The 11,748-nt window shown below is 66.1% G+C and carries 9 protein-coding genes and 1 riboswitch; all 9 genes read right to left on the bottom strand.

Annotation, left to right across the window (positions count from 1 at the left end):
- Positions 1 to 3: 3 nt before the first annotated feature.
- The 9 genes from HHL08_RS14685 to ftsA all read right to left on the bottom strand — a co-directional run bounded on the left by HHL08_RS14685 (position 4) and on the right by ftsA (position 11,745).
- Positions 4 to 663: a DUF938 domain-containing protein gene (locus HHL08_RS14685; protein WP_169573901.1), complete on the bottom strand. Its 660-nt coding sequence runs from the start codon at positions 661 to 663 to the stop codon at positions 4 to 6.
- On the bottom strand, positions 660 to 2,231 hold the full coding sequence (gcvPB, locus tag HHL08_RS14680; RefSeq protein WP_169573900.1) for an aminomethyl-transferring glycine dehydrogenase subunit GcvPB: 1,572 nt from the start codon (positions 2,229 to 2,231) through the stop codon (positions 660 to 662). Before gcvPB ends, HHL08_RS14685 begins: the two co-directional genes overlap by 4 nt.
- Entirely contained in the window at positions 2,228 to 3,586 is a 1,359-nt protein-coding gene (gene gcvPA, locus HHL08_RS14675) for an aminomethyl-transferring glycine dehydrogenase subunit GcvPA (RefSeq protein WP_169573899.1), read from the bottom strand. Before gcvPA ends, gcvPB begins: the two co-directional genes overlap by 4 nt.
- A gap of 143 nt (positions 3,587 to 3,729) precedes the next feature.
- Positions 3,730 to 4,101 carry a glycine cleavage system protein GcvH gene (gene gcvH, locus HHL08_RS14670; protein ID WP_169573898.1) on the bottom strand — a complete coding sequence of 124 codons (372 nt, stop codon included), beginning with the start codon at positions 4,099 to 4,101 and terminating at the stop codon, positions 3,730 to 3,732.
- A gap of 24 nt (positions 4,102 to 4,125) precedes the next feature.
- The gene (gcvT, locus tag HHL08_RS14665) at positions 4,126 to 5,277 is read right to left on the bottom strand and encodes a glycine cleavage system aminomethyltransferase GcvT (RefSeq protein ID WP_169573897.1); all 1,152 of its coding nucleotides are present in this window, start codon (positions 5,275 to 5,277) and stop codon (positions 4,126 to 4,128) included.
- A 178-nt stretch (positions 5,278 to 5,455) separates the two neighbouring features.
- A riboswitch (glycine riboswitch) is annotated at positions 5,456 to 5,555 on the bottom strand.
- 53 nt (positions 5,556 to 5,608) lie between these two features.
- Positions 5,609 to 6,769 carry a deoxyguanosinetriphosphate triphosphohydrolase gene (locus HHL08_RS14660; RefSeq protein ID WP_169573896.1) on the bottom strand — a complete coding sequence of 387 codons (1,161 nt, stop codon included), beginning with the start codon at positions 6,767 to 6,769 and terminating at the stop codon, positions 5,609 to 5,611.
- 63 nt (positions 6,770 to 6,832) lie between these two features.
- Positions 6,833 to 8,791, bottom strand: coding sequence for an SPOR domain-containing protein (locus tag HHL08_RS14655; RefSeq protein WP_169573895.1), 1,959 nt, complete (start codon positions 8,789 to 8,791; stop codon positions 6,833 to 6,835).
- A gap of 128 nt (positions 8,792 to 8,919) precedes the next feature.
- On the bottom strand, positions 8,920 to 10,353 hold the full coding sequence (gene ftsZ, locus HHL08_RS14650) for a cell division protein FtsZ (RefSeq protein ID WP_169573894.1): 1,434 nt from the start codon (positions 10,351 to 10,353) through the stop codon (positions 8,920 to 8,922).
- A gap of 108 nt (positions 10,354 to 10,461) precedes the next feature.
- Entirely contained in the window at positions 10,462 to 11,745 is a 1,284-nt protein-coding gene (gene ftsA, locus HHL08_RS14645) for a cell division protein FtsA (RefSeq protein ID WP_088184765.1), read from the bottom strand.
- Positions 11,746 to 11,748: the final 3 nt, after the last annotated feature.

The following is an 11,748-nucleotide window of genomic DNA, read 5'->3' as shown; positions in this document are numbered from 1 at the left end:
TCCCTAATATGTGCGGCGTCTGAAAAACAGCGAGAGATTGTTGGCGGGCATGTCGATCAATTGGTCCAACGCCAAGCCCTGCGCATCCGCTGCCGCGACCACATCCTCCAGCCGGCGCAGGCCCCAACGCGGATCGCGCGCCTTGAGGGAGGCATCGAAGGCGAGGTTGCTAGGCGCGGTATCCACCCCATCGCGGATATAGGGTCCGTAGAGATAGAGCAGGCCGCCGGGTGGCAGCGCCTGCCCTGCCCCCTTGAGCAGCCCCAATGTCGAATCCCATGGGCTGATATGGATCATGTTGATGCAGAGGATGGCGTCGGCCTGCGCGATCGGCCAGTCGCCCGCAGCGTCCAGCTGGATGGGCGGGTGGAGGTTGGGCAGGTCCGCTTCGGCCCGCCATACCGCGATCGACGCCAGCGCGGCGGGATCGGGATCGCTCGGTTGCCAGTCCAGCGCGGGAAATGCGACAGCGAAATGGACAGCATGTTCGCCGCTCCCGCTCGCCACCTCCAGCACCAGACCGGAAGATGGAAATGCGTCGCGCAGCACCGCGACGATGGCGTCGCGGTTGCGTGTCGTCGCGGGGGCGTAGCGCCTGAGATCCTTCTGGCCCGCGACGGCGGGGCCGGAACCGGGTTCCCACGGCTCCGACCCATCCATCATTCGGCGGCCTGCGCGAGCGCGGGTTCGGTCCAGGTCAGGACGGGCTTGCGCGCGGCGAGCGTTTCGTCGAGGCGGCGGCGCGGGGCGTGGTAAGGTGCGCCCTTGAGCGCTTCGTCCCCGGCCTTGGCTCGTTCCGCCAGGCTGCGCAGCGCCAGGATGAACTGGTCCAGCGCCGCCTTGCTTTCCGTCTCGGTCGGTTCGATCAGCATCGCGCCATGGACGACCAGCGGGAAATACATGGTCATCGGGTGGAAGCCCTCATCGATCAGCCCTTTGGCGATGTCGAGCGTGGTGAAGCCGTCGGCTAGCCCCTTGTCGCTGAATAGCGCCTCATGCATGCACGGGCCGCTGGTGCCGAATGGCGCGTCCAGCACATCGTCCAGGCTGCGCAGGATGTAGTTGGCGTTGAGAACGGCATCCTCCGCCACCTGGCGCAGGCCGTCCGCGCCGTGGGACAGGATATAGGCGAGCGCGCGGGTGAACATGCCCATCTGGCCGTGGAAGGCGACCATGCGGCCGAAGGTCTCGCCATGATGATCTTGCGCCGTTTCCTCTTCGATCAGCACGAACTGGTCACCCTGCTTCTCCACGAAGGGCAAAGGCGCGAAAGGCGCCAGCGCCTCCGACAGGACGACCGGGCCGGAACCGGGGCCGCCGCCGCCATGGGGGGTGGAAAAGGTCTTGTGCAGGTTGATGTGCATCGCGTCGACGCCGAGGTCACCGGGGCGGACCCGGCCGACGATGGCATTGAAGTTCGCGCCGTCGCAATAAACGAAAGCTCCGGCGGCATGGACCGCGTCGGAGATGGTCTTCATGTCGCGCTCGAACAGGCCGCAGGTGTTGGGATTGGTGATCATCACCGCCGCCACGTCCGGGCCGAGGCGGGCCTTGAGCGCTTCGAGGTCCACACGGCCTTCAGGGGTAGCCGGGATATCCTCCACCTGGTAACCGCAGAAAGCGGCGGTGGCGGGGTTAGTGCCGTGGGCGCTTTCGGGAACCAGGACGACGCTGCGGGCGTCTCCGCGCGCTTCGAGCGCGGCGCGGATGGCGAGCAGACCGCAGAGTTCGCCATGGGCCCCCGCCTTGGGACTCATCGCGACCGAATGCATCCCGGTCAGCGTCACCAGCCACTGGGCCAGCTCATGGATGACGGCGAGCGCGCCCTGCACCGTCGACTGGGGGCTGAGCGGATGGAGGTCGGCGAAACCGGGCATCCGCGCGACCTTTTCGTTGAGGCGCGGATTGTGCTTCATCGTGCAACTGCCGAGCGGAAAGAGGCCCAGGTCGATGGCGTAGTTCTGGCGCGACAGGCGCGTATAGTGGCGCACCGTTTCCTGTTCCGACAGGCCGGGCAGCCCGATGCTGTCAGTGCGGGCGAGCGTGCCGAGGCGGCTTGCGACGTTGGGCGCTGGCGCGAAATCGACGCCGGTGGTGTCGGTCGATCCGATCTCGAAGATCAGGGCTTCCTCCAGCATCAGCGCGCGATTGCCGGTGGCGGTAGCGGGGGACATATGGGCGTCCTTGACGGGGGTGGGCGCGGTGGGGCGGCCTTCCTTGAGCATGGTCATGCCAGTTCCTCCTCAAGTGCGTTGCCCAGGGCTTCGATATCCTCCGCCGTCACGGTTTCGGTGACCGCGACGACCAGGCCGTTACCGATGTCCGGTGCCTGTGGGAACAGGCGGCCGAGCGAGACGCCGGCCAGCACGCCACGGTCAGCCAGGTTGCGGACGACGTCGCGCGCATCCTTCGTCAGGATCAGCGTAAATTCGTTGAAGAAGCTGTCGTTGAGCAGCGTCACGCCCGGCACATTGGCCAGACGATCGGCCGCCTGTACGGCGAGGCCGTGGTTCAGGGTCGCCAATTCGCGCAGGCCGCGTTCACCCAGCAAGGTCATATGAATACTGAAGGCCAGCGCACAAAGCCCTGAATTGGTGCAGATGTTCGACGTCGCCTTCTCCCGCCGGATATGCTGTTCACGGGTTGAGAGCGTCAGCACGAAGCCGCGCTTGCCCGCCGCATCCACCGTCTCGCCACAGAGGCGGCCCGGCATCTGGCGGACATATTTCTGCTTGCACGCGAAGAGGCCCAGATAAGGCCCGCCGAATTGGAGGCCGACGCCGATCGACTGGCCTTCGCCCACGACGATGTCCGCGCCCATGGCACCTGGCGACTGGATCGCGCCCAGCGCGACCGGTTCGGTCACCACCGCGACCAGCAGCGCACCGGCGGCATGGGCGGCCTCGGCCAGCGGTGTCAGGTCGGCGATGCGGCCGAGAATGTCGGGATATTGGACGACGACGCAGCTTGTGCCCTTGTCGATGCCCGCGATCAGCGCGTCGATATCGGTCGCGGCATCCAGCGTGGGCGCGTCATGCATCAGCGCGTCGCCGGTGAATTTCGCCATGGTCCTGGCGACCGAGACATAATGGGGGTGCAGGCCAGACGAGAGCAGTGCCTTGCCGCGCTTGGTGATGCGCCGCGCCATGCCGATCGCTTCCCAGCAGGCGGTGGAGCCGTCATACATGGAGGCGTTGGCGACGTCGCAGCCGAGCAGGCGCGCCACCTGTGTCTGAAATTCGAACAGAACCTGGAGCGTGCCCTGCGCGATTTCAGGCTGATAGGGCGTATAGGCGGTCAGGAACTCGCCACGCTGGATCAGATGATCGACGCTGGCCGGGACATGATGCTTGTAGGCCCCGGCTCCCAGGAAGAAGGGTGCCTCCCCTGCCGACAGATTTTGCCGCGCCAGCGCCGCCATATGGCGCTCGACCGCCAGTTCGCTGGCATGATCCGGCAGGCCTTCGATCGTGCCGGACAAGCGGGCCTCGGCGGGCACGTCCACAAACAGGTCATCGATCGATGCTGCGCCGATGACGGACAGCATGTCCTGACGGTCGGTGTCGGTAAGGGGTAGGTAGCGCATAACTGTCTCCACTCCCCTCCCTTTCAAGGGAGGGGCCGGGGGTGGGTGCGCCGCGCCAGCGGCGGCTCTTTGGGATAGGGTTGAGGCTCCCTACGGTCGCCACCCACCCCTTCCCCCTCCCTTGAAAGGGAGGGGCTTATTTTTTACAGCGCCGCCACGAACTTCTTATAGGCGGCTTCGTTCATCAGGCCTTCCAACTCGCTGGCATCGGTGACGCGCAGCTTGAAGAACCAGCCATCCTCCTCGGCATCGCTGTTCACCAGAGCCGGCTCGTCTTCCAGCGCGGCGTTGGCTTCGACCACTTCGCCCGAAATCGGGGCATATACATCGGACGCGGCCTTGACCGATTCCACGACGGCGGCGTCGTCGCCCTTGTCGAAGGTCGCGCCTTCGACAGGCAGTTCCACGAACACGATGTCGCCCAACTGTTCCTGCGCGTAATCGGTGATGCCGACCGTGGCGATCTCGCCCTCGACATCGATCCATTCATGTTCTTCGGTGAAATAACGGCTCATTATGCTTCTCCCCTGGGAAAAGGATTAAACTTTACGGCGGTAACGATGCGGAACGAACGGCATCGGCGCAACCACCGCGGCGATGCGCTTGCCGCGCACCTCGATTTCGAGCGCGGTGCCGACCGCGCTGTGCGGCAGGCTGACCCAGCCCATGGCGATCGGCGCGCCGACGCTGGGGGCGAAGCCACCGGATGTGACTTCACCGACCTGCGCGGCGCCGACATGGATGGTCGCGCCTTCGCGGGCGGGCAGCCGCCCTTCGATCTTGAGGCCGACACGCTTGGCACCGGGGCCGTCGGCCAGTTCCTTGAGCACGCGGGCGTGGCCGATGAAGCCCCCTTCCTCGCGCCGGCGCTTCTGGATCGCAAAGCCCAGGTCCGCAGCGATGGTGCTGACCGCGGGAGACAGGTCATGGCCATAGAGCGGTAATCCCGCCTCCAGCCGCAGCGAATCGCGCGCGCCCAGGCCGATCGGCTTGACCTGCGGCAATGCGCACAGCGCATCGGCCAGCAGGGTGACATCGTCGGCGGGGATGCTGATTTCGAAACCGTCTTCGCCGGTATAGCCCGATCGGCTGATCCACAGCTGGACACCGCGCCAAGTGAAGGGGCCGGACTGCATGAACAACAGGTCGGCGGTTTCGGGGATGAGCGTGGCCAGAGCCTCACCCGCTTCCGGGCCTTGGAGCGCCAGCAGCGCCTGGTCGGCCATATGATTCATCACGACCGCATCAGGCAGATGTTCGATCATCCAGCCGATATCGTCATATTTGGTCGCGCCGTTGACGACCATGTAAATGGCCGCGCCGTCGAAGGCGTCGTCACCTAGACGCGACACCATCAGATCGTCGAGGATGCCGCCTTCCTGATCGAGCAGCATCGAGTAGCGCTGGCGGAAGGGCTTTAGCCCCTTGATATCGCTGGGAAGCAGATGCTCCAGCGCGTCATCAACGCCGTCGCCTGAAAAGCTGAGCTGGCCCATATGGCTGACGTCGAACAGGCCGGCATGTTCGCGGGTCCAGGCATGTTCGGCCATGATGCCTTCATATTGGATCGGCATATGATAGCCGGCGAAGCCGACCATGCGCGCGCCACGGGCACGGTGCCAGGCGTCGAGCGGCAGGGCTTCGAGCGGCAGTTCCTCTGCGAGGGTGGCGATATCGTCATTGCCGGACATGAAGCGTCCTTTCCGTGCGGGGTTGATGGCGACCGATGCACAAGGCCCGGAGTCGGACCTGTCCTATCTGCCACCCCCTCTGTCACGGAACCTGAGAGCTTTGACCAGCGACCTTGCGGTCCCATGGCTTACCCCTTCGGTGGGACAGAGATGAGCCGTCCGCTTTCCAGAGTGCCTTGCGCGCGATGCGGTCCTTTGACCTGAGAGATTCCGGGGCGGTTGCTCCTTCGGTGACGGGGTGGCCTTCAAGACTTCCCATGCTCTCCCGCATCATGCCCGACGGACGAATCCGCCGGAGACGTCTCTGCATTGCGGCAAACGCACCGGCGCGTCAATCGGCCAGCGCCATCGCGCCATAGATTTCCGCGTGGCGCTTTTCGGCGTAGCGGTCGGTCATGCCGGCGATGAAGTCGGCGATGTGGCGGCTGCGGGTGGGTTCTTCGCGCACGCAATCATCGCGCCATTCCGGCGGCATCAACGCGGGATCGGCCTGATAGGCGCGGAACAGGTCGGTGACGATGACCCGCGCCCGATCGGCGGCAGCGAGCTGTTCGGGGTGATGATAAAGGGTGGCGTACATGAAGCGCTTAAGGTCGCGTTCCTGTGCGGCGAGTTCGGGCGAGAAGGCGACCAATGTGCGCCCCAGCGCGCGGACGTCATCGACCGTTTCGACGCCCGATGCAGCGATATTGGCGCGGGTCGATTCGATCAGGTCATTGGCCATCACGCCGATCTGTTCGCGCACCAGTTCGCGCAGCAGGCGTTCTTCCGCCACGTCGGGATAGCGGGCGCGCACCCGGTTCCAGCAGGTCGCGACGAAGGGCACCTCCATAAGCTGCTCCAGCGTCAGCAGCCCGGCGCGCAGGCCATCGTCGATATCATGATTGTCATAGGCGATGTCGTCGGCGATCGCGGCCAGTTGCGCCTCCAGCGAGGCGTGGCTGGTCAGGTTCAGCGGGAAAAGCGCGTCGAGTTCGCGCATCGCCCAGCCGGGCTTGGCGATCGGGCCATTATGCTTGGCCAGCCCCTCCAGCATTTCCCAACTGAGGTTGAGGCCCGCAAAGCGCGGATAGGGGCTTTCCAGCAGCATCAGCGTGCGCAGCGTATGCGCGTTGTGGTCAAAGCCGCCATGATCTTCGAGCGCCAGTTCGAGCGCATCTTCGCCTGCATGGCCGAAGGGCGGATGGCCGATATCATGGGCGAGGCAGAGCGCTTCGGTCAGATCCTCGTTCAGGCCCAGCGTGCGCGCGGTGGTGCGGCCGATCTGCGCGACTTCCAGGCTGTGGGTCAGGCGGACCCGGAAATGATCGCCATCGGGGGATACGAACACCTGCGTCTTGTGGCGTAGCCGGCGGAAGGCGATCGAATGGATGATGCGATCCCGGTCGCGCTGGAAGACGTCGCGCGGCCCGCGCATCTCGCCGCCCGCTTCGGGATGGAGGCGGCCACGGCTGGCGGAAGGATGGCAGGCATAGGAGGCGAGGATCGTCATGCGCCGCATCTTAGAGCATTTGGAAGGCGGCTGAAACCGCGGACGACGACCACCGGGTTGACGTCAGTCGGCCGCCAGCTTCTCCACTGTCTCCCCCGCTTCGCTTTTCCAGGCGAAGGCGTCGGCGCCGTCCTTTTTCAGGCTGGACTCCAGTTCCTTGGCGCGGGCGAAGCTGGCGAAGGGACCTACGAGCAGGCGGTTGGTCCGCCCCCAACTCGCGCTCCATCCGTCCTGCCGGGACAGGATCGTATATTTCTTGCGCAGGCCCTTCATGGTGAAGCCCAGCGCAGATTTGCCCTGCCCCACGCCGATCTGGAGCCAGTTGCGCGAGGGATTGTCGGCCAGGCGTTTCTTTTCCTCGGCCTCCTTCTTCGCTTTGGCGTCGGCTTCCACCTTGGCCTTGGCCAGGGCGTCCTTCTTCACCTTGTCGGCGGCGGCCTTGGCCGCGGTCTGGCGCTCGGTGCGGCGGGTGGCCTGGATCGCAGCGATTTCGCTCAGGTCGACGGCGGCAACGCTCGACTGGCGCTCGGCTTCGGGCACATCGATCGCGCGGATGATGTCCGCCAGCGTGCGTGTGGCCTCCGGGTCGGGCTGAGGCGTGGAGGGCGACGGGACGGCAGGGAGCGCTTCCACCGTCGCGGGGGGCGGCGTGGCATCAGCCGCGGCGGCAGGCGGCCCTGATAGGGCAGGTTCGGACGGGGCCGATGCCTGCGCCAGCGCGATCGCGTTGAGCTGCGACCCGGCATTGGACGGGGGCGTGGCGGCGGGCGGCGCGCGATCGATCGAATCGAAGCCCGGTGCAGGCGGTCCCTGCACGGCGGCGTTGGGCGCGGCGGGCGATGCGCTCGCTTGACGCAGAGGCGCCGGTTCGGGCGGCGTCTGCTGGGGCGGCGCGGCTGCGGTGGACGAGGGCAGAGGCTGCACCACCGGGGACGGCGGCGGTGCGCTCGGCTGCTGCGCGGGTGGCGGGCTCGGCGTGGATTGGACCGGTGTGGACTGCATCGGCTGAGGCTGGGTCGTCGCAGACTGGACCGGTGCGGGCGGTGTCGTCTGGGCTTGGGCGAGTCGTGGCTGGGCGGGACGACGGGATGCCGCAAGCCCTTCGGCGCGGGCCAGGCGGGCGGCTTCGCGCTGCTGGCGGCGCTGTTCGGACCGGCTGAGCGGCTTGGTCTTGGCCGGGGCGGCGGAGGCGACGGCGACCGGCGCTGCGGCGATGGCGATGCCGGGCGCTGGCGGGGTCGGTATGATCGCGGCGATGCTGGTGCCGATCTGCGCCGGGAAATGACCGAAATGGACCGCCGCCGCCTTTTGCGCCGCGGTCAGATAGGGCATTTTCTGCATATAGGGCGTGATGGCGGCGGCCAGTTGAGCGGGCATGGTCTGCTCCGCCACCTTCTTGGCATCGGCCTGCTTGTTGTTCATCGCCAGGATGAAGGCGCGATAGCGCCAGGCGGCGCGGTCGCTCTTGTAGAAAAGCGGCTCCATGACCTTGTCGGAGGCAGCGACCTGCCCTGCTATGCCTAGCGAAGCAGCGTAGCGGCGCACCGTTTCGTCGTCATGGGGGGTACGCGCAAGCGCGGCCTGATAGTCGCGCTGGGCACCGGCCTGATCGCCGGTCATGTCGCGCGCCAGACCGCGGTCGGACAGGATCGTGGCGTCGGGATAACCCAGCCGCCCCGCCTGGTCGAACAGGCGCAGCGCTTCGGCCGGGTTTTGCAGCTTGAGCATCACCCGCCCCAGCCCGGCCTTGATCCGGCCATTGCCGCTCTCGATCGCGTCGGCGCGGGCGAAGAAGCCGGTGGCTGCGCGCGGATCGTCCAGCGCCAGCGCCGCCTCCCCCGCGCCGATCAGCGCGACGACATCGCGCGGATTGGACGCAAGCCGCGCCAGATTGCTGTTGAGGTCGGCGGCACCGAGCGGGCGGACCAGTTGCGATTGGTCCAGCTGGGCGTGCGCAGGGGCCGCGAGCAGCAGCGCGCCCGGCAGCCAAAGACCGAGAATCCATGGAGAAGTGCGTGTCACATCCGCGCCTTAGCCGATCCCGATATGAATGGGAAATTAGCCCAACGGAAAAGCGCGCCGGGTCGCCGCAGACGACCGACAGCGCGCTTTTATCTTGCCCGCGACCCAAGCCGCGCGCCCGTTCCGCCTTACTGGTTGTTCTGGCGGTTAAGGAAGCGGGGAATGTCCACGCCCGGTGTGGCGTCGTCGGCAACGCCCGGCGCCTTGTCCGTGCCACGGGTCAGGCCCGCCATCCGCTCGAACAGCGTGCCGCCGGTGGCGACGCGCGGCGCGGGCGCGATGGGTGCGACCGGTTCGGCGCTGTCTGCGCCCAGGATCAGTTCATCCTGGTCCGCATCCTCGTCCGAGAACACCGCCGCAGGCTTGGCCGGCGCGAAAGAGGCGGGTGCCGCGGTCGGCTGAGCCGGCGCAGTCGGCACGTCCAGTTCCAGCGTTTCGGGCTGCGGCGCAGGGGCGGGCGTCGGCGCGGGAGCCGCGACGGACGCGGACTGCTGCGCGACCGGCGCGGGCTTGGGCGCTGCTGCCTGGGGCACGGACACGGCGGGGCGGTTGGCGAAGCTGAACGGCTGGGTCAGCGGCGCGGCATGGTTGCCGATGTCGTTGTCGATGCCGGTGGCGACCACCGACACGCGGATCTTGCCATTCAGATTGTCGTTGAAGGCGCTGCCCCAGATGATGTTCGCGTCCGGGTCCACCAGTTCGCGGATATGGTTGGCGGCTTCGTCCACTTCCATCAGGCGCATGTCTTCGCCGCCGACGATCGACACGATCACGCCCTTCGCGCCGCGCATCGACACGCCGTCAAGCAGCGGGTTGGCGATCGCCTTTTCCGCGGCTTGAAGCGCCCGGCCGTCGCCTTCGGCTTCGCCGGTGCCCATCATCGCCTTACCCATTTCACCCATGACGGAGCGGACGTCAGCGAAGTCGAGGTTGATGAGGCCGGGCATGACCATCAGGTCGGTGATGCCGCGCACGCCCTGCTGCAACACTTCGTCCGCCATCTGGAACGCTTCCTTGAAGGTCGTGTTCGGGTTGGCGATCAGGAACAGATTCTGGTTCGGAATGACGATCAGCGTGTCGACATGCTTTTGCAGTTCGTCGATGCCCGCTTCCGCCGACTTCATGCGGCGATTGCCTTCGAAGGTGAAAGGCTTGGTCACGACGCCGACCGTCAGGATACCGCGTTCACGCGCCGCCTTGGCGATGACAGGCGCTGCGCCGGTGCCGGTGCCGCCGCCCATGCCCGCGGCGATGAAGCACATATGCGCGCCTTCCAGCGCGGCTTCGACCATGGCGATGGTTTCTTCAGCGGCCGCCTTGCCAATTTCAGGGCGCGAACCAGCGCCCAGCCCTTCCGTGATTTGCGGACCAAGCTGGATGCGGCGTTCGGCAGGCGAGGCGTTGAGCGCCTGCGCATCGGTGTTGGCCACGATGAAGTCCACGCCCTCGACATGGGCGGCGATCATGTTCGCGATGGCATTGCCGCCCGCGCCGCCGACGCCGATCACCGCGATCCGCGGCTTCAGTTCGTCCACATGCGGTGGGCTGATTTCAATGCTCATAATATAGTGCTCCCTCAGCTTCCTCGTCAGGAAGCAACGCCGTCATTAAATGTTAACACCAGAAAATTGGGGATTTCACCACCTATTTTCGTCTTGGTCCAATTTCGTTCAATAGTTGGTCTTCATTGCGCGCATCATGCGTTGCCACCAGAGCGGCGCTCCCAGACGATGCACGGTTTGTGGCGCGGGCGCCATGGTGCGGAGATCAACCGGGTTGGAAGCGCCGTAAAGCGCGAGTCCCGCCAATGTCGCAAAGGCCGGGCCACTATGCGCTTCGGGCATGGCGGACAAGCCCCTGGGTCGCCCGATCCGCACGGCCCGGCCCAAAGCGCCTTGCGCATAATCGGCAATGCCCTTCATTTCCGCGCCGCCGCCAGTCAACACCACCTGCCGCCCGGTCGAGTTGAAGCCCATGCCCGCGAGCGCGGCATTCACTTCGGTCATGATCTGGTTCAGTCGTTCGCAGATGACGCCGACCAGCGCGGCGCGGGTGATCTTGCCCCCTTCCGCATTCGGCCCGGCCGCCTGCCCCGGCACCGCCATTTCGCCATGGGGCGGTGCGATCTCGATCATCTCGCGGAAATCGCGGGGATTTTGCATCGCGGAGCCATAGAAGCATTTGATCCGTTCCGCCTGGCTGCGGCGGATGCCGAAGGAGGAGGCGATATCGTCGGTAATGTCCGATGCGCCCAGCGGAATGGAGTGCAGGCCGACCAGCATCCCGCCGGCATAGAGCGATACGTTGGTGACCCCCGCCCCGATCTCCACCAGCGCGACGCCCAGGTCGCGCTCTTCTTCCGAAAGGCAGGCAAGGCCCGTCGCGATCGGCGCGGCAACGATCGAATTGACGTTGAGATAGGCGCCGCGCACGCACAGGTCGAGATTGGCGAGCGGCGCGCCGTCGGCCAGCACGACATGAATGTCCACGCCCAAAAGGTCCGCGTGCATCCCCAGCGGCTTCTTGACCGGCACCTTGCCGTTGATGGTGAAGCAGGTCGGCTGGGCATGGAGGACAATGCGGCCGTCAGGGTCGATGCCCTGCTGGCCGGTGGTCAGCAGGTCGTCGATGTCGGGCTGCTCGATGCGGTATCCCCCCATGTCGCGTTCGACCGTGACGACGTCGCTGACCAGGCTGCCGCCCGAAAAGCTGACCCAGACATCTTCAATATTGGTGCCTGCGACCCGCTCCGCCTGCTCGATCGTTTCGCGCACGGCGAGTTCGGTGCGTTCCATGTCGGCGATGAAGCCGCGCCGGACGCCGCGGCTTTCGCGCTGGCCGGTGCCCAATATCGCCAGTTCGCCCGTATCGGTGCGCCCCGCGATCAACGCGGACACTTTCCACGATCCGATGTCGATCGCAGTGATGAGCTTTTCGACCTTGGGCTGGGCCATGGG

It is taken from the genome of Sphingobium psychrophilum (assembly GCF_012927105.1).
Lineage (GTDB): Bacteria > Pseudomonadota > Alphaproteobacteria > Sphingomonadales > Sphingomonadaceae > Sphingobium > Sphingobium psychrophilum.
The sequence above is the reverse complement of the archived record's forward strand: the minus strand, read 5'-3'. Positions and strand labels throughout refer to the sequence as shown.